The organism is Streptococcus pseudopneumoniae IS7493 (assembly GCF_000221985.1).
GTDB classification, from domain to species: Bacteria; Bacillota; Bacilli; order Lactobacillales; family Streptococcaceae; genus Streptococcus; species Streptococcus pseudopneumoniae.
In genome coordinates, this window is record NC_015875.1 from 809973 (window position 1) to 831891 (window position 21919).

Sequence of the window (21919 nt, forward strand, 5' to 3'; positions counted from 1 at the left end):
TGACCTTAATGAAATGTTGCTCTATCGTCTATTTTTTAAGAGATTGCAAGAAATAATCAATCTCTGCTTGAGAATGGAGAATACGCATCTTTTCTGGGTAAGTATTGTTTAAATATTGGTATCTATCCTTAGCATTTTTTGTTCGACCATCCCAGAGAATCCAACGAATAAATTCCCAGTTGAATTGCTCGGGGCATCCCTTAGCCATACTTTCTCTGACTTTTCCCCGGTATTTAAGATAACGCTTAAAAGCTCGAAAGAGACAGGTAAATGGTGAAAAATTGAGAAAGATGATTTGGTCAGCTTCCTGCATTCTTTCCTCATAAAAACACCAAGAATAATTACCATCGATGACCCAAGCTTCATGCTTGGTGAGAAAATTTTTCATCTCGGTTAACATCCAATCACGGTCACTGTCTTGCCAACCAGGTTGAAATTGGAGTGTGTCCATATGAAGTTTTGGGATGGAGTAGTAGAGAGATAACTTTTCAGCTAGCGTTGACTTACCAGCACCAGAATATCCGATAATTGCAATTTTCATTTTCTACCTTTTCCTATTTGGAGACAAAAAAACAGCCTCTATGGACTGTTTCTTATTTAGCAAGTTTAGCTGAAAGACGAGCTTTATCGCGGCTTGCTTTGTTTTTGTGAATCAAACCTTTAGTTTCTGCTTTATCGATAGCTGAGCTAGCAGCACGGAAAAGTTCTTCAGATGGGTTTGCTTCGAAAGCTTTGATAGCAGTACGCATAGCTGATTTTTGAGCTGAGTTCTTTTCGTTTTGTTTAACGTTCAATTCAGCGCGTTTGATAGCTGATTTAATGTTTGCCAATGTTCTTACCTCCATATTTACTAACTATACCATTATATCTGAAAACTTACGTTTTGACAAGGGAAAATTACTTTTTTAAGTAAATTTCATCGATTTCATGGTTCTTGCTTTTATGAAGAATCACTTCCGCACGATTTCTGGTTGGTTCAATATAATTTTGTAGATTTGTGAGATTGATACTGGTCCAGACCTGATGGGCAAAGGACTCCACTTCCCCAATCGGCATCTGAGTAAAACGATAATAGTAGCTATCAGGGTCGTTTTGGGCTAGGCTCAGCATTTTCAAGAAACGGTCCAGATACCAACTCTCAATATCATCCACTCCAGCATCAACATAGATGGAAAAGTCGAAGAAGTCAGTGATATAGAGACGTTCGTTTTGTGGATTTTGAAAGACATTGATTCCTTCAACAATCACAAAATCAGCAGCTTTGACACTTTGCTTTTCCTCAGGTACGATGTCGTAGACTTCATGAGAATAGACAGGAATATCCACATCTTGTCCATTTTTGATGCAGTCCAAGAAGTTGAGAAGAGCTTCCATATCATAGCTTTCAGGAAATCCCTTACGATTTAAAATCCCTTGTTCAATCAAGGTCTGGTTGGGATAGAGAAAGCCGTCAGTTGTTACCAACTCAACCGTAGCATCTGTAAGTGTACGGGACAGTAGGATTTGAAGTAGGCGACTGGTTGTGGATTTTCCAACGGCAACACTCCCAGAAACCCCAATGATAAAAGGCTGGGATTTGCTTTCACGTTGAAGGAAAATCCCTTTTGAAAAGGCCAAATCATCCTTGGTACGCTTGTAAATCTGGATGAGATGGGCTAGGGGGAGATAGACATCGGTAACATCCTGCAAGCTAATCTGGTCATTAAAACTCTTGATGGATTCTAATTCCTCTTCTGTCAAAGGAGGTGTCGTCTTTCGATGTAAAGATTGCCAAGTTTGGCGACTGATTTTTTCAAAATGTAAAAATTCGTTGGTCATTTGTTTTCCCCTAGATATTTTGTCTATCATACCATAAAAAGTTAAAAAAATAAAGCGGTTTCTTGAATGTGGTAAGTCAATAGTATATAATATAAGTAGATAGAGGATGAACAATTTATTGATGAAGTAGGAGCTGCTTTCTACTGACTTATCAGCTATAAAGGGGGCTTTGGGGTTTATAACTTATAGGAGGTGTACTATGAAAATCTTGAAACGTTACCTATTGGAACTCTGTTTTATTTTAAGTTTTGCCTTACCTTTTATAAAAGGAGTCAATGCGGATAATGGTAGACGCTTTGTGGAAATCTATTACGGTTTTACTTTTTTGATGGAACATGCCATTGTAACAGCTGTCTTTATCTGTTCGCTTTTGATTGCTTTCTTCCTAAAAAAACGGTGGACGAAATGGCTTGCTGCTGGTAGTTATTTCTTTTTAGTTCTATGGATTGCGACAGAGGGTTATTTCGCTAGAAGATCGCTAGAAGATTTGATACGACTTTGGACAAGTTTGGAAATCCTGACACAAACTTATCAGTTGGGCTTTTATCTAAACATCCTGTTGGGAATTTTGTTGATAATAAAGTATTTGAAGGTTAAGCAATAGTCATAAAAATGAGCCTAATTACAGACAATAGACTATGAGATATCTGCTCCTACATGATTTGTCATTCGTTTCCAATAATTGAAAGAGATTGAAGAAAAGGTCTTCTTGGCTAGCTTTCTTCAGTCTTTTTCGTTTTATTATCAGTTTGTAAACGATTTACAATTTAAGTCAAATTATGGTAAAATAGTTTCATGAATAAAATGTACTATGCAGAAAATCCTGACGCTGCTCACGACATACATGAGTTGCGAGTAGAATTGTTGGGAGAAAAAATGACCTTTCTGACGGATGCAGGTGTTTTTAGCAAGAAGATGGTTGACTTTGGAAGTCAACTCTTGCTCAAGTGTCTGGAGGTCAACCAAGGAGAAACTGTCCTTGATGTAGGCTGTGGTTACGGACCTTTGGGCTTGTCTTTAGCTAAGGCTTATGGCGTTCAGGCTACCATGGTCGATATCAATAATCGTGCCTTGGATTTGGCGCGACAAAATGCTGAAAAAAATAATGTAAAAGCGACGATATTTCAATCTAATATTTATGCAAGAGTTCAAGGGCGATTTGACCATGTCATTTCCAATCCTCCTATCCGTGCGGGCAAGCAAGTCGTTCATGAAATCATCGAGAAAAGTAAAGATTTCTTGGAAACTGGTGGGGATTTGACCATCGTCATCCAGAAAAAACAAGGGGCTCCAAGTGCTAAGTCCAAGATGGAGGATGTGTTTGGTAATTGTGAAATCGTCAAAAAAGATAAGGGATACTATATCCTTAGAAGTGTGAAAGAATGAGAGTAGTTGATTTAATCCAAAAGAAACGAGATGGTCAAGAATTGACTTCAAGTGAAATTGAATGGCTGGTAGAAGGCTATGTGTCAGGAACTGTCCCTGATTATCAAATGTCTGCCTTTGCTATGGCTGTCTATTTCAAAGGAATGACGACACGAGAAATCTCAGATTTGACTATGAAGATGGTCAAGACTGGGCAAGAGTTTGACCTGTCTGCCATTGATGGTGTGAAAGTTGACAAGCATTCTACTGGTGGTGTCGGCGATAAGGTAACCTTGATTTTAGCTCCTCTTGTTGCTAGCTTTGGTGTGCCTGTGGCAAAAATGAGTGGTCGTGGTCTCGGCCATACTGGTGGGACAATTGATAAATTGGAATCCATTAAGGGCTATCAAGTCGAGCGCAGTCAAGAAGATTTCATTCGTCAGGTTCAGGATATTGGTGTATCTGTCATTGGGCAATCAGACCAGCTGGTTAAAGCAGATAAACTTCTCTACGCCCTCCGTGATGTGACCGCAACTGTCGACACGATTCCTTTGATTGCGAGTTCGGTGATGAGCAAGAAAATCGCGGCAGGAGCGGATGCTATTTTGCTAGACGTAACTGTCGGTGAGGGCGCCTTCATGAAGACGGTTGATGAGGCGCGTGAGTTGGCTCAAACCATGGTGGAACTTGGTAAGGCTGTTGGCCGGAAGACAGTAGCGGTGATTACGGATATGAGCCAGCCTTTAGGGCGTGCGATTGGAAATCGTCTGGAAATCCTTGAAGCATTGGAGATTCTACAAGGTCAAGGACGTCAGGATATTACCCACTTTATTTGTGAATTGGCTCAAATTATGCTTGGTCTGGCAAATGTAAATAAAACAGTTGAAGAAGTTCGCCAACATCTTGAAAATGGCCAAGCGCTGGCTAAGTTTGAGGAAATGGTCCAAGTCCAAGGTGGAGACTTAGAAGACCTCTATCGTCCTGTAAATGTGTCCCATGTGGTGGAAATCCCTGCTCAGGAAACGGGTGTCATTTCAGCTCTTCCAGCAATGGAATTTGGGCTTTATGCCATGAGACTGGGGGCAGGCCGTGCAGTCAAGTCTGATGCCTTGGACTATGAAACAGGAATTGTTTTTGAAAAGAAAGTTGGAGATTCCGTTCAAACGGGAGAAATTGTTGCAAAAGTATACACAAATGGAAAAATTTCTCCTCAGCTAGTTACAGATTTTCAAAAATATGTTAAAATAAATGATAGGGTGCAAAGTTTACGAGAAATTATAGAAATTATCTCATAAACAGCAGGAGAATCCGAATATGAAATTAAATAAATATATCGATCATACGCTTTTAAAACAAGATGCAACAGAAAATCAAATTGATTGTTTGTTGTCTGAGGCTAGGGAGTATGATTTTGCCAGTGTTTGCGTTAATCCGACCTGGGTTGAACATGCCAAAAAAGGGCTTGAAGGCACAGATGTCAAGGTCTGCACAGTAGTAGGTTTCCCTTTGGGGGCAACAACTTCAACTGTGAAAGCTTTTGAGACAAAAGAAGCTATCCAAAATGGTGCAGATGAGATTGATATGGTGATCAATGTTGGGACTCTCAAATCAGGCAATTTAGCCTTGGTAGAGTCAGATATTCGCGCAGTCGTGGAAGTAAGTGGTAACAAGTTAGTGAAAGTCATTATTGAAGCATGCCTTCTGACAGACCAAGAAAAAGTTGTGGCTTGCCAATTAGCCCAAAAAGCTGGAGCTGACTTTGTCAAAACATCTACTGGCTTTTCAACTGGTGGTGCTACGATAGCAGATGTTCAACTAATGCGTGAAACAGTTGGAACTGAGATGGGTGTCAAGGCTGCTGGTGGAGCTCGTTCTTATGCAGATGCTCTAGCCTTTGTAGAAGCAGGGGCGACCCGTATCGGAACGTCAGCTGGGGTAGCCATTCTAAAAGGAGAATTGGCAGATGGCGACTACTGAGTTGATTGAACTGGCAATTGAAACCAGCAAACATGCCTATGTCCCCTATTCTCACTTTCCTATCGGAGCAGTTTTAGTAGCCAAAGACGGAAGTGTTTACACGGGAGTGAATATCGAAAATGCTAGCTATCCTTTGACCAATTGCGGTGAGAGAACAGCCATTTTTAAGGCTGTATCTGAAGGGCAAAGAGAATTTTCAGAGCTGATTGTTTATGGTCAAACTGAAAAACCGATTTCACCATGTGGTGCTTGTCGCCAAGTAATGGTCGAATTTTTTGAACAAGATCTAAAAGTGACCTTAGTCGCAAAAGATAAATCGACGGTCGAGATGACGGTCGGGGAATTACTTCCATACTCTTTTACAGACTTAAATTAGTCTGAGTCGCTCTCTGAGTGGCACGGTCCTTGCGGCCAACCAATCCATACTTGCAACATCGTTGCACATCTTATTTAGGAGGTTCAGTAATGAACAAGAAACAATGGCTAGGTCTTGGCCTAGTAGCAGTGGCAGCAGTTGGACTTGCTGCATGTGGTAACCGCTCTTCTCGTAAGGCAGATTCATCTTCTGATGTGAAGACAAAAGCAGCAATCGTCACTGATACTGGTGGTGTTGATGACAAATCATTCAACCAATCAGCTTGGGAAGGTTTGCAGGCTTGGGGTAAAGAACACAATCTTTCAAAAGATAACGGTTTCACTTACTTCCAATCAACAAGTGAAGCTGACTACGCTAACAACTTGCAACAAGCGGCTGGAAGTTACAACCTAATCTTCGGTGTTGGTTTTGCCCTTCACAATGCGGTTGAAGAAGCAGCTAAAGAACATTCTGACTTGAACTATGTCTTGATTGATGATGTGATTAAAGATCAAAAGAATGTTGCGAGCGTAACTTTCGCTGATAATGAGTCAGGTTACCTTGCAGGTGTAGCTGCAGCAAAAACAACTAAAACAAAACAAGTTGGTTTTGTAGGTGGGCAGGAGTCAGAAGTTATCTCTCGTTTTGAAGCAGGATTCAAGGCTGGTGTTGCGTCAGTAGACCCATCTATCAAAGTACAAGTTGACTACGCTGGTTCATTTGGTGATGCTGCTAAAGGTAAAACAATTGCAGCCGCACAATACGCAGCCGGTGCAGATATTGTTTACCAAGTAGCTGGTGGTACAGGTGCTGGTGTCTTTGCAGAAGCAAAATCACTTAACGAAAGCCGTCCTGAAAATGAAAAAGTTTGGGTTATCGGTGTTGACCGTGACCAAGAAGCAGAAGGTAAATACACTTCTAAAGATGGTAAAGAATCAAACTTTGTTCTTGTATCTACTTTGAAACAAGTTGGTACAACTGTAAAAGATATTTCTAACAAAGCAGAAAAAGGTGAATTCCCTGGTGGTCAAGTAATCGTTTACTCATTGAAGGATAAAGGGGTTGACTTGGTAGTAACAAACCTTTCAGAAGAAGGTAAAAAAGCTGTCGAAGATGCTAAAGCTAAAATCCTTGATGGAAGCGTAAAAGTTCCTGCAAAATAATGGATGGAAGTCATTTCTTAGGAAGCGGCCCTCGGCCGCTTTTTTAAGAGTTGAGACAAAGTCATTTTGTCTCAGTAAAGCTTGCTACTAGATAAAATAGCAAGTTTTATTGAAATAAAATAAGACTCTGAAAGGAAGAGCACATGGCACACGAAAATGTCATTGAGATGCGTGATATTACCAAGGTGTTTGGTGAATTTGTTGCCAACGACAACATCAACCTGCACCTACGAAAAGGTGAAATTCATGCACTTTTAGGAGAAAATGGGGCTGGAAAGTCCACGCTCATGAACATGTTAGCAGGACTTCTTGAACCAACTAGTGGTGAAATCGCGGTCAACGGTCAAGTTGTCAATCTCGATTCACCATCTAAAGCAGCTGGCTTGGGAATCGGAATGGTTCACCAGCACTTTATGTTGGTAGAAGCTTTCACGGTGGCTGAAAACATCATTTTAGGAAGTGAATTGACTAAAAATGGTGTACTAGATATTGCTGGAGCTAGCAAAGAAATCAAGGCTCTTTCTGAACGTTATGGCTTAGCTGTTGACCCTTCTGCCAAGGTAGCAGACATCTCAGTCGGAGCCCAACAACGTGTAGAAATTTTAAAAACCCTTTATCGGGGGGCTGATATCCTTATCTTTGACGAACCAACGGCTGTTTTGACTCCATCAGAAATTGATGAGTTGATGGCTATTATGAAAAATCTTGTCAAAGAAGGAAAATCAATTATCTTGATCACCCACAAGTTGGACGAGATTCGCGCAGTTTCTGACCGCGTTACAGTTATCCGTCGTGGGAAATCAATTGAAACCGTCGAAATTGCAGGGGCTACCAATGCTGATTTGGCAGAAATGATGGTGGGACGTTCTGTTTCCTTTAAAACGGAGAAACAAGCCTCTCAACCAAAAGAAGTGGTCTTGTCTATTACAGACTTGGTGGTCAATGAAAACCGCGGTGTCCCAGCTGTGAAAAATCTGTCCTTGGATGTTCGTGCTGGAGAGATTGTTGGAATTGCGGGGATTGATGGAAATGGTCAGTCTGAACTGATTCAAGCCATCACAGGTCTTCGCAAGGTTGAATCTGGTAGCATTGAGCTAAAAGGAGATTCAATTGTAGGCTTGCATCCACGACAAATTACAGAGCTAAGTGTTGGGCACGTTCCAGAAGATCGTCACCGTGATGGTTTGATTTTAGAGATGATGATTTCTGAAAATATTGCCCTTCAAACCTACTACAAAGAACCACATAGTAAAAATGGAATTTTGAACTATTCAAATATTACTTCTTATGCTAAAAAGCTAATGGAAGAATTTGATGTTCGTGCTGCCAGTGAATTTGTTCCTGCAGCTGCACTTTCAGGAGGAAATCAACAAAAAGCAATTATTGCTCGTGAAATTGATCGTGATCCTGATCTCCTTATCGTCAGCCAGCCAACTCGTGGGTTGGATGTCGGTGCCATTGAATATATCCACAAGCGCTTGATTGAAGAGCGTGATAATGGTAAGGCTGTTCTAGTTGTCAGCTTTGAATTGGATGAGATTTTAAACGTCTCAGACCGTATTGCCGTTATTCATGATGGTAAGATTCAAGGTATTGTGTCACCAGAAACAACCAATAAACAAGAACTTGGTGTCTTGATGGCTGGTGGAAACTTGGGAAAGGAGAAGAGTGATGTCTAAAAAATTACAACAAATTTCGGTTCCCTTGATCTCTGTCTTCCTTGGAATTTTACTTGGAGCCATTGTCATGTGGATCTTCGGCTATGATGCTATTTGGGGCTACGAAGAATTGTTCTATACATCCTTTGGTAGCCTGCGTGGGATTGGAGAAATCTTCCGTGCAATGGGGCCTTTGGTCTTGATTGGTCTTGGATTTGCTGTTGCCAGTCGTGCAGGTTTCTTTAACGTTGGGCTTCCTGGTCAGGCTTTGGCAGGTTGGATTTTAAGTGGTTGGTTTGCCTTGTCGCATCCAGATATGCCCCGTCCCTTGATGATTCTAGCAACCATCGTGATTGCCTTGATTGCTGGTGGGATTGTCGGAGCGATTCCGGGTATTCTTAGAGCTTATCTAGGGACGTCAGAGGTTATCGTCACCATCATGATGAACTACATTGTCTTGTATGTAGGGAATGCCTTTATTCATGCCTTCCCTAAAGAATTCATGCAAAGTACAGATTCGACCATTCGTGTCGGGGCTAATGCAACCTATCAGACACCTTGGTTATCTGAATTGACTGGTAACTCACGGATGAATATTGGTATTTTCTTTGCTCTCATTGCCGTTGCAGTCATTTGGTTTATGCTCAAGAAAACAACCCTTGGTTTTGAAATTCGTGCGGTTGGTCTTAATCCACATGCTTCAGAATATGCTGGTATTTCTGCAAAAAGAACGATTATCCTCTCAATGATTATTTCAGGTGCCTTGGCTGGTCTTGGTGGAGCTGTTGAAGGACTTGGAACCTTCCAGAACGTCTATGTTCAAGGGGCATCATTAGCTGTCGGATTTAACGGGATGGCGGTTAGTCTGCTTGCGGCCAACTCACCAATTGGTATTCTCTTTGCAGCCTTCCTATTTGGTGTTCTCCAAGTTGGAGCTCCTGGTATGAATGCGGCGCAGGTACCGTCTGAGCTTGTTAGCATTGTAACAGCGTCTATTATCTTCTTTGTCAGTGTTCATTACCTTATCGAACGCTTTGTCAAACCGAAAAAACAAGTTAAAGGAGGTAAGTAAAGATGTCTATTACAACCTTGCTCACCCTCTTGGTGTCTTCTATGCTGATTTATTCAGCACCCCTCATCTTTACAAGTATTGGTGGTGTTTTCTCTGAACGTGGTGGTGTGGTAAACGTCGGTCTTGAAGGAATTATGGTTATGGGTGCCTTTTCTGGAGTTGTCTTTAACCTTGAATTTGCAGAACAATTTGGAGCAGCAACCCCATGGCTATCCTTGCTTGTAGCAGGATTGGTAGGGGGAATCTTTTCTATCATCCACGCAGCAGCAACGGTTCATTTCCGTGCAGACCATGTTGTCAGCGGTACTGTCTTGAACTTGATGGCGCCTGCCTTGGCTGTTTTCTTGGTGAAAGTTCTTTATAACAAAGGACAAACCGACAACCTAAGTCAGACTTTTGGACGCTTTGATTTCCCAGTCTTGGCAAATATCCCAGTGATTGGTGATATCTTCTTCAAGTCAACTAGTCTTCTTGGTTATCTGGCCATTGCCTTCTCATTCCTTGCTTGGTTTATCCTCTTCAAGACTCGATTTGGTCTTCGTCTCCGCTCTGTCGGTGAACATCCTCAAGCATCGGATACCTTGGGAATCAATGTCTACAAGATGAGATATTTTGGAGTTATTATTTCAGGTTTCCTAGGTGGAATTGGCGGAGCGATTTATGCTCAATCAATCTCAGTTAACTTTTCAGTGACAACTATTGTTGGACCTGGATTTATCGCTCTTGCTGCGATGATTTTCGGAAAATGGAATCCAATCGGAGCCATGCTATCTAGTCTCTTCTTTGGGCTTTCACAAAGTTTGGCTGTTATCGGTTCTCAATTGCCGTTCCTACAAGGAGTTCCTGCGGTTTACCTTCAAATCGCACCTTATGTTTTGACAATTCTAGTCTTGGCAGCTTTCTTTGGAAAAGCAGTCGCACCAAAAGCAGATGGTATCAACTATATCAAATCAAAATAAGCATACAAAAAACGTCAGTACATATAGAACTGGCGTTTTATTTTTTAGGATGTTGGTGGGTCAAGTTCAATCCCCAAGGGACCAAATTTTCAGTTTTATTTTTGATGCGTGTGATATTGTCCTTATGGCGAATGATAATCAAGCTAGCAAGAGCCAGGATAATAGCGATGAAGAGAGGGTCATAATTGCTCAGGATAAAACCAAAAAGTGGAAAGAGTAGAACTCCGATGACAGCCGCGATAGATGCTGTGACACTAGATAGCGAAATCATACTACCAAGATAGAGGGTTCCAAAGAAAATAACTGCAAGGTAGAGACAGAAGACAGGCGCAAATCCGAAAATCACTCCAGCGCTAGTTGCGACAGCCTTGCCACCCTTAAATCCTGCAAAGATAGGGAAGGTATGACCAATAACAGCCAAAAGTCCAAAGATGAGAGGCGAAACACCTTGAAGATGAAACATAATTGGAAGAAGTGTTGCTAGGGTTCCTTTGAAAAAGTCAATCACAAAGGTCGCCATACCTGCTTTCTTACCTAAAATACGGAAAGTATTGGTTGTTCCAGTATTTCCAGAACCATGCTCGCGCAGATTGATTTGAAAGAATACTTGTCCAATCCAGAGACCAGACGGAATCGAACCTAGCAGATAGGCTAGAATTAATAAAACTATTGTAATCATACTCCTATTATATCATGAAATGGAGAAGAAAGGCAGAGAATCTCTTCTGAAATTGTCACAGCGGAGAAAGAAAAATTTTGCAAAATCCTTAGAAAACTTGTAGAATAGTAAAGATGAACGAATAGGAGGTTCCTTGTGTCAAAAAAGGAAATCAATATTAACAATTATAATGATGATGCCATTCAGGTGCTAGAAGGGTTGGATGCGGTCCGAAAACGTCCAGGGATGTATATCGGATCGACCGATGGTGCTGGTCTCCACCACCTAGTCTGGGAAATCGTCGATAATGCAGTCGATGAGGCCTTGTCTGGATTTGGTGATCGTATTGATGTGACCATCAATAAAGATGGGAGTTTGACTGTGCAAGACCACGGACGTGGGATGCCGACAGGTATGCACGCTATGGGAATCCCAACTGTTGAGGTTATCTTTACCATTCTCCACGCTGGAGGAAAATTTGGTCAAGGTGGTTATAAGACATCTGGTGGTCTCCACGGGGTTGGTTCTTCCGTTGTAAATGCTCTATCTAGTTGGCTGGAGGTAGAAATCACTCGTGACGGTGCAGTCTACAAGCAACGTTTTGAAAATGGTGGAAAACCTGTTACGACTTTGAAGAAAATCGGTACAGCACCCAAGTCTAAGACAGGTACCAAGGTTACTTTTATGCCAGATGCCAGTATCTTTTCTACGATAGACTTCAAGTACAATACCATTTCAGAACGTCTCAATGAGTCAGCCTTTCTCTTGAAAAATGTGACCTTGTCCTTGACGGACAAGCGAACAGATGAGTCTGTTGAGTTTCACTATGAAAATGGGGTACAGGACTTTGTTTCTTATTTAAACGAAGACAAGGAAACCTTGACGCCTGTCCTCTACTTTGAAGGTGAGGATAATGGTTTTCAAGTAGAAGTAGCTCTTCAGTACAATGATGGATTTTCAGATAACATCTTGTCCTTTGTCAATAACGTTCGTACCAAGGACGGCGGAACGCATGAGACAGGACTCAAATCTGCTATCACTAAGGTTATGAATGACTATGCGCGTAAGACGGGGCTTCTCAAGGAAAAAGATAAAAACCTTGAAGGGTCAGATTACCGTGAAGGGTTAGCAGCTGTTCTTTCTATCTTGGTTCCTGAAGAACACCTCCAGTTTGAAGGTCAGACCAAGGACAAGCTAGGAAGCCCTCTTGCCCGTCCGGTTGTGGATGGCATTGTGGCGGATAAGTTGACCTTCTTCCTCATGGAAAATGGAGAATTGGCTTCTAACCTCATTCGCAAGGCTATTAAGGCCCGTGATGCTCGTGAAGCAGCACGTAAGGCGCGTGATGAGAGCCGAAATGGGAAGAAAAATAAGAAAGACAAGGGCTTGCTGTCTGGGAAATTGACCCCAGCCCAGTCTAAGAATCCAGCTAAGAATGAACTCTATCTAGTTGAGGGAGATTCTGCCGGAGGTTCTGCCAAACAAGGCCGTGATCGCAAGTTCCAGGCTATTCTACCTCTTCGTGGTAAGGTTATCAATACAGCTAAAGCCAAGATGGCGGATATTCTCAAAAATGAGGAAATCAACACTATGATTTATACCATCGGTGCTGGTGTGGGGGCTGACTTCTCTATTGAAGATGCCAACTATGACAAGATCATTATCATGACCGATGCGGATACAGACGGTGCCCATATCCAGACCTTGCTCTTGACATTTTTCTACCGTTACATGCGTCCGTTAGTTGAGGTAGGCCATATCTATATTGCCCTCCCACCTCTTTACAAGATGTCCAAAGGCAAAGGCAAGAAAGAAGAAGTGGCCTATGCTTGGACGGACGGAGAGCTAGAAGAACTCCGCAATCAGTTTGGCAAAGGCGCAACCCTCCAACGCTACAAGGGACTTGGTGAGATGAATGCGGATCAACTCTGGGAAACAACTATGAATCCAGAAACCCGTACACTCATCCGTGTCACCATTGAAGACCTAGCCCGCGCCGAACGTCGCGTCAATGTTCTCATGGGAGACAAGGTCGAACCACGCCGTAAATGGATTGAGGATAATGTCAAGTTTACGCTGGAAGAAGCGACAGTGTTTTAATGAAAGAAAATAATATGTTAGTAAACTGGAAATTAGAGTCGGATGTGAATGACTATGTGAAAAAGCAGTTTGAAAATCTTGGTTTGAAAAAATTGCAGGATTATAATGAAGAATCTGCTATGAGTGCTTATCTCAAAGAGGCGCTTAAGGGAGCGGCTAAGACGCAAACTAAGACTAATTTTGGAAAACCAGATTTTCATATTGAAAAATACAAACAAGTTCCTATCTTGATTGAAAACAAACTCAAATTATCTAAGCTAGTTGCTCAAACAAAGGACGGTATTAAGTTTGATGATAAATCAATTAGTGATTTTGCGGTGAATGGGGTTTTGCATTATGCGAGGGCAGTTATTGATAGTGGTAAATATCATGAAGCCGTCGCAGTTGGTGTTGCAGGTGATAACGAAGAAAATGTGACTATCAAAGTTTATTATGTCTTTGGTTCTGCTCCTAATGCCTATAAAGAGCTATCAAAGGTAACGACTTTTGATTTTTTGGAAAATGAGTCCACCTTTGAGATATTCTACAAAGATGCTGTTTTGAGCGAAGAAGAAAAACACCAAATTCTGATTGATAGTCAAGCGACCTTGCAAGGCTATGCTAAAAAGCTCAATAAATTGATGCACAACCATAATATCACAGCTCCTCAACGGGTGCTTTATGTGTCTGGTATGCTATTATCTATGCAGGATATCGTAGATTGTAAGGGCAAAAAGGTTGATGAGGGCTTAATACCTGACGATTTAAAAGGTGTGCAGTCTGAAACCAAGCGTGATGGTAAGAAAGTTGTTGATCAAATCAAGGCTTTCCTAGATGAACGTGAAATCAATGAAGATAAGAAAACTCTCATGTTGGCTTCTTTTGGAGAAATTTCCAAAGATAGCCAGCGTGACGAGTTGATTACCAATGACAAAGAAGTAGCACAACTTCTCCCTCAAAAGGAAAATTCTGTTACCAAGCAAATCTTCACTTTTATCTATGAGAATATTTTCAAGTCCATTGATGGTTTGGGTGGACATATCGATATTATGGGGGAGATGTACTCCGAATTTCTAAAGTATGCTTTGGGAGATGGAAAAGAAATTGGTATTGTTCTGACCCCTCCTTATGTTACCAAAATGATGGCGCAAATTCTGGGATAACAAGTGAGAGCAAGGTTATGGATTTGGCGACTGGTTCAGCTGGTTTCCTCATTTCAGCGATGGAGTTGATGATAGATCATGCAAATATCAGTTTTGGGAAGGGGACTTCTCGAGCCAACGAGGAGATTGCGAAGCTCAAGAAAGATAACCTGCTAGGAATAGAACTTAATGCAGAGATGTATACCTTAGCGACAACCAATATGATTCTTCGTGGAGATGGATCTAGTCGAATTGAAAAAGGTTCTGCATTCAATCATCCTGAGAGTCTGTTTACGGATTTTAAAGCTAATCGTGTCTTGCTGAATCCCCCTTTCTCTTATGAAGAAAATGGTCTTCCTTTTATAGCCTATGGTTTGGATAAGATGGAGCGTGGTGGCCTAGGTGCCATTATCATTCAAGATAGTGCTGGTTCTGGTAAGGCAACAAAGACAGCTAAAGCTATTTTGAAAAAGCATACCCTACTTGCTTCTATCAAAATGCCTGTTGACCTTTTTGTTCCCATGGCAGGAGTCCAGACTTCTATCTACATTTTTAAGGCTCATGAGGCACACGATTACGACCAGACGGTTAAATTTATTGACTTTAGAAATGACGGTTTTAAACGTGCTAAGCGAGGTATTTCAGAGGTTGATAATCCTATCCAGCGTTACCAAGATGTGATTAAAATTTATAAGGCTGGAAAGAGAGCGGAAGTGAGTAAAGAACTTTGGGATTTAGATGCTATCTTTATTGAGGACTTTATCACTGACAAGGGTAATGATTGGAATTTCGAACAGCACCAGATCATTGATACAAAACCAACCTTGGATGATTTTAAAAAGACTGTTACTGACTACTTAGCTTGGGAAGTGGAACAACTCCTGAAAAACAAGGGGGAAGATAGCTCAAAAAAAGCCTAAGCCCTCGCCTTCAAAAATTGGAAGAGGAATTTGAAGCAAGTGGGGGCGAGTGGAGAGAGTATCGGATAGGAGATTTATTTGGTAATATTGTTCAGGGTTCCCGTCTAACGAAAGCAGATCAGATAGATGGCCTTTTACCATTTGTGATGGCAGGAGTGACTAATACGGGTGTCGTTAGACATATTGGGAATAAGATGACTATTTTTCCAAAAAATTCTCTGACTATTGATATTTTTGGAAATGTTTTTTATCGAAATTATGAATTTAGCGCATCAGATGATGTGGGTGTCTACTGGAATGACGAAGAGTATAGTGAACACTCCATGTTATTTTTAGCATCTTCAATTCAAAAATCTTTAGTTGGTAAATTTGATTTTGGAAATAAGCTACGCTTTTCTAAATCTCATGACCTCCTAGTTAAACTTCCAACTCTCAATAACAAATTAGCATTTTCATACATGGAAAGCTACATCAAAGCGCTCGAGTCTGAACGCATCGAGACGCTTGAGTCTTATCTAACTGTAACAAATCTTAGGGATTATCATCTTACAAAAAATGATGAAAAAGTACTTGACAAGTTTGCAAAACTTTCCGATACTAAGAGTAGAGGAGTCGGAGGTATTCCAACTTTCTCAGGTCTTTAACTTATCCAGTAGTAAAAAGAAATTCAATGCAAATATGATTGAGTTTGGAGGAAAGTTTCCTTATGTAGCTCGTGGAGATAGTAACAATGGGATTCGAGGTTATATTACAGAGAGTGAAGAATTTCTCAATCCTGCCAACACAATTAGTTTTGGTCAAGATACGGCAACGATGTTTTATCAAAAAGAACCCTATTTCACAGGAGATAAAATTAAGGTATTGCGCACTAAAGAAGTAGAATTGGATAGGTATAAAGCTCTTTATTTAATTACTTCATTAAGAAAGAGTTTCTCTACATTTAGTTGGGGAAGTAGCTCTTTTAATGAAAAAGTATTAAAAGAGACAGATGTTAAGCTTCCTATCAAAAATAATCAAATCGACTATACATTTATGTCTGACTTTGTTCGAGCAGTGGAGAAATTAGTTATCAAGGATTTAGTCATCTGGGCTGACAAAAAAATTGCTGCGACTAAGGAAGTAGTAGCAAGATAGTTCAGTATATCTGTCCTTTTTAGGGAGTAGCTGTCCTAATTTTTAGGCAGTTTTTCCCTAAAAAGGACAAGTTGAGTTTTGATAATAGCTATTTATTTACACCTTACAAAAAGTTTACATTGAAAAAAGTAAGAAGGAGGATCCAGTAAATGGAGAATAAGAAACCTAAAGGAGCTGCAAAGATTAGATTGTTCAAAATAAGTCATGCAGAGTATGGGAAAGTACTTGATGTGTTGGATGCGAAAACATCTATTTTGGATGTAAGAAATATGATTTGTAATAGAGAGCCTGATTATGAGTATTTTATTCCAAAAGTGATATTTTCATTGGACAAAGAGGCTAAGGAAAATGGTTTCTATTTTAGCGGACTCAACGGAGATTTTGCTTACTTACCAAGGGTTACTACAGACATTGTAGAGTTTAAGTTGCCAGATGAACTGAAAGAACATATTGCTAAAGGGCACCCTGTTTTCTATACAAAATGGCGTTAATAAGGGGAAGATATGGTATTGGAAAATAAACTAGGCATTACAAACTCAGCCCAGCTGTCAGATGCAGAAGAAAAACTGACAAAAAAACAAGCCGCCCTGCTTTTTCAGACAGGAGACTTGTTCAAGATGGAAGTTGGGACATTTGCAGGGCTGTCAGCTATTCACCACTATCTTTTTTCAGGTATCTATGATTTCGCTGGAAAAATCCGTGATGTCAATATTGCAAAGGATAACTTTCAATTTGCCCCCCGTATTTTTTTAGAGCAATCCTTGCAGTATATTGACAAACTTCCTCATGATAATTTTGATCAAGTAGTTGATAAGTATGCGGATATGAATATTGCCCATCCTTTCCGTGAGGGGAATGGACGCGCAATGCGGATTTGGCTAGATTGTATGCTTCGTCAGAAACTGGGCAAAGTGGTAGACTGGAATGCTATAGATAAGGATGAATACCTGAATGCCATGAAGCGTAGTGCAGTATCGACTGGAGAACTCAAGTATTTGCTCCTCAATAACTTGACGGATGACCTTACTCAGACCAGTTTCTTTAAGAGAGTAGATGCTTCATACTACTACGAAGGATACAGTCTTTACAAGACAGGGGAATTATAGTATAAAAACTATCCAGTAAGAAGAATCAGACGCTTGGTAACCTATAAAATGAGAAGGTGCTGACATGAGAATTGAAACAGAAATGCTAGATCTGATTTTACAAACTGCCAAAACTTTACAAGTTAAAGCTATCGCCATGTCTGGTTCACGGACAAACCAAAAGGTTCAAACAGATGAATTTCAAGACTATGACGTGGTCTATATCGTGGATGATTTAGATAATCTGACGAGTGACCTTTCTTGGCTAGATCAGTTTGGCAAACGCCTGATTGAACAGCATGTCCAGCTTGACCATCGTCGTCTCTACCTCATGCTCTTTGAAGATGGCAATCGTATCGATTTGACTCTTTGTCCTAAAGAACACATTCAAGAATGGGTGGACAGTGAAGCAGGATTCACTGTTTTAGAAGATAAGAAGGGCTTGTTTGAGTCCTATTCTCCCAGTCCAAAGCGTTTCTGGATACATCCAGCTACTGAGACAGATTTTAAAAATTCCTGCAATGAATTTTGGTGGGTGTCATCTTACGTGGTTAAAGGGATTTGTCGGAATCAGCTCATCTACGCGATTGACCATCTTTACGGCATTTGTCAGCAAGAATTCTTGAAAATTTTGGCTTGGCAGGTAGCAAGTGATAGGGGGAAAGTAGACGTCGGCAAGAATTATAAGCATCTTTTTAACTATTTACCTGCTGAGCAAAAGAAGGAATTCTCAGATTTGCTTGATTTTTCAAGTATAGATAAAATCACTCAGTCTTTATTGACTACGATGCAACTTTTCCATAGAGAAGCTCAAAGACTTGCTCAAAAGCTGGGCTTTGACTACGATAAAGAAGTGGCTGAGAAGATGATTGAGTATGCTGAGGAAAGAGTGAAGAAGTTTGGGAATAACTGGAAAAATGAAAAAGCGAGAGGAGGAGACTCATGATTGAAAAAGTGGAACGCCTCATTACAGAGATTAATCGTATTCATCGAGAATATTCTAAAGATTATTTTGAAACGGGTAAGGTGGAAAAAATAAATCTCAAGCATACCTTTTCAAAAGTTCCGACTAAAGCGATTTTGTCCTACCGTCTGAATTTACATGAGTCAATTAATGATTATCTGATGAAAGCGGATGTCCAAGATATTGCCTATGTTTATCGTGTCAAAACTTCTGAGTCTATTTTAGATAAAATTATACGTTTTTCAGAGCGTCAAGAGGGCTATCCTGTGAATTCAATTCTTAATGATATTTTTGGTGCTCGTATGATTTTAAGTTCCAAAGAGATAGCTCAAGTCATGGAGAAACTAGATGATTGGCAAGAGATTTACGGACTAAAAAACTGGTATTTACGTGATAAAGATGGCTATGTCGGTATTCATATCTATTTTAAAAATAAAAGTAATTTTTATTACCCATGGGAACTCCAACTTTGGGATAAGAAAGATGTAGATAGTAATATCGCCAGCCATATCAAGTATAAACGAGGATTTGTGGAGTAGACATTTCAAGTGGAAATGACGATACAGGAATTGGATGGAAGTGACTTACTCTATATTTTTTCTTTTTCCATAGTATTTACTCTACATTCTTCGAAAGGAGTTAAACGCGCCCTGAATGCTATGTGAAATTTCTTATTAACTGAAGCAACGCATTTTAAACACATTAAACTACAGAAAGGGTCGTTTGGTTATTTGTAGTAACTGAACACGGGACTAATTTTATTCGGAAAAAAGTCAAATCGTCTTGACTTCATCGAGCCCTACATCGATTTTCTATTTTTCTACAGACATTTTTGGCAAGCCAAATCGTCCCTTTATATCATAACTGAAAACCTTTTCTGTAAAAACCTACTCTACATTCTTTGAAAGGAGTTGAACACGCCCTAAATGCTGTGTGAAAAAGATAAATTCTCTTGCGAACATCGCTCGCTTTAAGAATTTTCTATTTTCACTTGGTATTTTATGGGCTTTGTATCTTATGTCTAACATTCAAAACATGTCCCTGGAGGACATCATGGGAGAGCGCTTTGGTCGCTACTCCAAGTACATTATTCAAGACCGGGCTTTGCCAGATATTCGTGATGGGTTGAAGCCGGTTCAGCGCCGTATTCTTTATTCTATGAATAAGGATAGCAATACTTTTGACAAGAGCTACCGTAAGTCGGCCAAGTCTGTCGGTAACATCATGGGGAATTTTCATCCACACGGTGATTATTCTATCTATGATGCCATGGTCCGTATGTCACAGGACTGGAAAAATCGTGAGATTCTAGTCGAAATGCACGGTAATAACGGTTCTATGGACGGAGATCCGCCTGCGGCTATGCGTTATACTGAGGCGCGTTTGTCTGAGATTGCGGGTTATCTTCTTCAGGATATCGAGAAAAAGACCGTTCCTTTTGCTTGGAACTTTGACGATACGGAGAAAGAGCCGACAGTCTTGCCAGCAGCCTTTCCAAATCTCTTGGTGAATGGTTCTACTGGTATTTCGGCTGGTTATGCCACAGATATTCCTCCCCATAATTTGGCCGAAGTTATCGATGCGACAGTCTACATGATTGATCATCCAACTGCCAAGGTGGATAAACTCATGGAATTCTTGCCTGGACCAGACTTCCCGACTGGAGGGATTATCCAGGGTCGTGATGAAATCAAGAAGGCCTATGAAACTGGGAAAGGGCGCGTTGTTGTTCGTTCCAAGACTGAGATTGAAAAGCTAAAAGGTGGTAAGGAACAAATTGTTATTACTGAGATTCCTTATGAAATCAACAAGGCCAATCTAGTCAAGAAGATTGATGATGTTCGTGTCAATAGTAAGGTGGCAGGTATTGCTGAGGTTCGCGATGAGTCTGACCGTGACGGTCTTCGTATCGCTATTGAACTTAAGAAAGACGCTAATACAGAGCTCGTTCTCAACTATCTCTTTAAATATACTGACCTGCAAATCAACTACAACTTTAACATGGTGGCGATTGACAATTTCACACCTCGTCAGGTCGGTATTGTCCCAATCTTGTCTAGCTATATTGCCCACCGTCGTGAAGTGATTTTGGCGCGTTCACGCTTTGATAAGGAAAAGGCTGAAAAACGTCTCCATATCGTCGAAGGTTTGATTCGTGTGATTTCAATCTTGGACGAAGTCATTGCGCTTATCCGTGCTTCTGAGAATAAGGCGGATGCCAAGGAAAATCTCAAAGTTAGCTATGATTTTACAGAGGAGCAGGCTGAGGCCATCGTTACCTTGCAATTGTATCGTTTGACCAATACCGATGTGGTTGTCTTACAGGAAGAAGAAGCAGAACTTCGTGAAAAGATTGCCATGCTGGCGGCTATTATCGGGGATGAGCGGACTATGTACAATCTCATGAAGAAAGAGCTTCGTGAGGTCAAGAAGAAATTTGCGACACCACGTTTGAGTTCGTTAGAAGACACTGCGAAAGCAATTGAGATTGATACAGCTAGTCTGATCGCTGAAGAAGATACCTATGTCAGCGTGACCAAGGCAGGTTACATCAAGCGTACCAGCCCACGTTCCTTTGCCGCTTCAACGCTGGAAGAAATTGGCAAACGTGATGACGACCGTTTGATTTTTGTTCAATCTGCCAAGACAACCCAGCATCTTTTGATGTTCACGACGCTTGGAAATGTCATTTATCGACCAATTCATGAATTGGCAGACATTCGTTGGAAGGATATCGGGGAACATCTGAGCCAAACCATTACAAACTTTGAAACGAACGAAGAAATTCTTTATGTGGAAGTAGTGGATCAGTTTGATGATGCGACAACCTACTTTGCGGCGACTCGTTTCGGTCAAATCAAGCGTGTAGAACGCAAAGAATTCTCTCCATGGCGGACCTATAAATCTAAGTCTGTAAAGTATGCTAAGCTCAAAGACGAGACAGACCAGATTGTAGCAGTGGCTCCGATTAAACTGGATGATGTTCTCTTGGTTAGCCAAAATGGTTATGCCCTTCGTTTCAATATCGAAGAGGTACCAGTTGTCGGTGCTAAGGCTGCAGGTGTCAAAGCTATGAACCTGAAAGCAGATGATGTTCTCCAATCCGCCTTTATCTGTAACACCTCATCCTTCTACCTCTTGACCCAACGTGGAAGTTTGAAACGTGTTTCTATTGACGAAATTCCGGCAACAAGTCGTGCCAAACGTGGCTTACAAGTCTTGCGTGAGTTAAAAAACAAACCGCATCGTGTCTTCTTGGCAGGAGCGGTTGCAGAACAAGGCTTCGTTGGTGACCTCTTCAGTACAGAAGTGGAAGAGAACGACCAAACTCTGCTTGTTCAATCCAACAAAGGAACAATCTACGAAAGCCGATTACAAGACTTGAATTTGTCAGAACGGACTAGTAACGGAAGCTTCATTTCTGATACGATTTCTGATGAAGAAGTTTTTGATGCCTATCTTAAAGAAGTATTTACTGAAGCTAAATAAGTGAAATGAAGAATCAGTTCTAAGAGCTGGTTCTTTTTATTGAAGAAATTTTCTGAAAATTACAAAATATACTTGCTATTT

The 21919-nt window shown here is 40.8% G+C and carries 21 protein-coding genes and 1 pseudogene; 18 read left to right on the plus strand and 4 right to left on the minus strand.

What is annotated here, in order from left to right:
• Positions 1–28 precede the first annotated feature (28 nt).
• The 3 genes from SPPN_RS04180 to coaA form a co-directional block, all read right to left on the minus strand.
• On the minus strand, positions 29–541 hold the full coding sequence (locus SPPN_RS04180) for a DNA topology modulation protein (RefSeq protein WP_000684198.1): 513 nt from the start codon (positions 539–541) through the stop codon (positions 29–31).
• A gap of 52 nt (positions 542–593) precedes the next feature.
• On the minus strand, positions 594–830 hold the full coding sequence (gene rpsT / locus SPPN_RS04185) for a 30S ribosomal protein S20 (protein ID WP_001274000.1): 237 nt from the start codon (positions 828–830) through the stop codon (positions 594–596).
• 67 nt (positions 831–897) lie between these two features.
• On the minus strand, positions 898–1818 hold the full coding sequence (gene coaA, locus SPPN_RS04190; protein ID WP_000180513.1) for a type I pantothenate kinase: 921 nt from the start codon (positions 1816–1818) through the stop codon (positions 898–900).
• Positions 1819–2017: 199 nt separating this feature from the next.
• Here coaA and SPPN_RS04195 point away from each other — a divergent pair, with 199 nt between their 5' ends.
• From SPPN_RS04195 to SPPN_RS04235, 9 genes are all read left to right on the plus strand, one after another.
• Complete coding sequence (locus SPPN_RS04195) at positions 2018–2422, plus strand: hypothetical protein (protein ID WP_000698105.1); 405 nt, start codon at positions 2018–2020, stop codon at positions 2420–2422.
• 191 nt (positions 2423–2613) lie between these two features.
• Positions 2614–3204 (plus strand): class I SAM-dependent methyltransferase, encoded by a 591-nt coding sequence (locus tag SPPN_RS04200; RefSeq protein ID WP_001038611.1) that lies wholly within the window; start codon positions 2614–2616, stop codon positions 3202–3204.
• Complete coding sequence (locus SPPN_RS04205) at positions 3201–4478, plus strand: pyrimidine-nucleoside phosphorylase (RefSeq protein ID WP_001266841.1); 1278 nt, start codon at positions 3201–3203, stop codon at positions 4476–4478. Before SPPN_RS04200 ends, SPPN_RS04205 begins: the two co-directional genes overlap by 4 nt.
• Positions 4479–4497: 19 nt before the next feature.
• Positions 4498–5160, plus strand: coding sequence for a deoxyribose-phosphate aldolase (deoC, locus tag SPPN_RS04210; protein WP_000773714.1), 663 nt, complete (start codon positions 4498–4500; stop codon positions 5158–5160).
• Positions 5147–5536: a cytidine deaminase gene (locus SPPN_RS04215; protein ID WP_000246089.1), complete on the plus strand. Its 390-nt coding sequence runs from the start codon at positions 5147–5149 to the stop codon at positions 5534–5536. Before deoC ends, SPPN_RS04215 begins: the two co-directional genes overlap by 14 nt.
• Before the next feature lie 89 nt (positions 5537–5625).
• On the plus strand, positions 5626–6678 hold the full coding sequence (locus SPPN_RS04220) for a BMP family lipoprotein (protein ID WP_001036123.1): 1053 nt from the start codon (positions 5626–5628) through the stop codon (positions 6676–6678).
• Positions 6679–6821: 143 nt separating this feature from the next.
• A complete protein-coding gene (locus SPPN_RS04225; protein WP_000929841.1) occupies positions 6822–8357 on the plus strand; it encodes an ABC transporter ATP-binding protein in 1536 nt (511 codons plus the stop codon).
• A complete protein-coding gene (locus tag SPPN_RS04230) occupies positions 8350–9408 on the plus strand; it encodes an ABC transporter permease (protein ID WP_000038691.1) in 1059 nt (352 codons plus the stop codon). The genes SPPN_RS04225 and SPPN_RS04230 overlap by 8 nt, the downstream gene beginning before the upstream one ends.
• 2 nt (positions 9409–9410) lie before the next feature.
• Complete coding sequence (locus SPPN_RS04235) at positions 9411–10367, plus strand: ABC transporter permease (RefSeq protein WP_000029121.1); 957 nt, start codon at positions 9411–9413, stop codon at positions 10365–10367.
• Between the two features lie 37 nt (positions 10368–10404).
• Here the strand turns inward: SPPN_RS04235 and plsY are convergent, their stop codons facing one another.
• A complete protein-coding gene (gene plsY / locus SPPN_RS04240; protein ID WP_000628800.1) occupies positions 10405–11046 on the minus strand; it encodes a glycerol-3-phosphate 1-O-acyltransferase PlsY in 642 nt (213 codons plus the stop codon).
• 135 nt (positions 11047–11181) lie between these two features.
• Here plsY and parE point away from each other — a divergent pair, with 135 nt between their 5' ends.
• From parE to parC, 9 genes and pseudogenes are all read left to right on the plus strand, one after another.
• Positions 11182–13125, plus strand: coding sequence for a DNA topoisomerase IV subunit B (gene parE, locus SPPN_RS04245; protein WP_000037272.1), 1944 nt, complete (start codon positions 11182–11184; stop codon positions 13123–13125).
• A gap of 14 nt (positions 13126–13139) precedes the next feature.
• A pseudogene (locus SPPN_RS14195) lies at positions 13140–15166 on the plus strand (HsdM family class I SAM-dependent methyltransferase).
• A 17-nt stretch (positions 15167–15183) separates the two neighbouring features.
• Positions 15184–15810 (plus strand): restriction endonuclease subunit S, encoded by a 627-nt coding sequence (locus SPPN_RS04255; protein WP_014017232.1) that lies wholly within the window; start codon positions 15184–15186, stop codon positions 15808–15810.
• Complete coding sequence (locus SPPN_RS04260; RefSeq protein ID WP_237701467.1) at positions 15761–16300, plus strand: restriction endonuclease subunit S; 540 nt, start codon at positions 15761–15763, stop codon at positions 16298–16300. The genes SPPN_RS04255 and SPPN_RS04260 overlap by 50 nt, the downstream gene beginning before the upstream one ends.
• 149 nt (positions 16301–16449) lie before the next feature.
• Positions 16450–16791, plus strand: a complete 342-nt coding sequence (locus SPPN_RS04265; RefSeq protein ID WP_000428283.1) for a hypothetical protein — start codon at positions 16450–16452, stop codon at positions 16789–16791.
• A 12-nt stretch (positions 16792–16803) separates the two neighbouring features.
• Positions 16804–17406 (plus strand): protein adenylyltransferase Fic, encoded by a 603-nt coding sequence (gene fic / locus SPPN_RS04270; RefSeq protein ID WP_000242275.1) that lies wholly within the window; start codon positions 16804–16806, stop codon positions 17404–17406.
• 64 nt (positions 17407–17470) lie between these two features.
• On the plus strand, positions 17471–18331 hold the full coding sequence (locus SPPN_RS04275; RefSeq protein WP_001217743.1) for an aminoglycoside 6-adenylyltransferase: 861 nt from the start codon (positions 17471–17473) through the stop codon (positions 18329–18331).
• Positions 18328–18888 (plus strand): nucleotidyltransferase family protein, encoded by a 561-nt coding sequence (locus SPPN_RS04280; protein WP_000570840.1) that lies wholly within the window; start codon positions 18328–18330, stop codon positions 18886–18888. Before SPPN_RS04275 ends, SPPN_RS04280 begins: the two co-directional genes overlap by 4 nt.
• Before the next feature lie 478 nt (positions 18889–19366).
• Positions 19367–21838, plus strand: coding sequence for a DNA topoisomerase IV subunit A (parC, locus tag SPPN_RS04285; RefSeq protein WP_080564708.1), 2472 nt, complete (start codon positions 19367–19369; stop codon positions 21836–21838).
• Positions 21839–21919 lie beyond the last annotated feature (81 nt).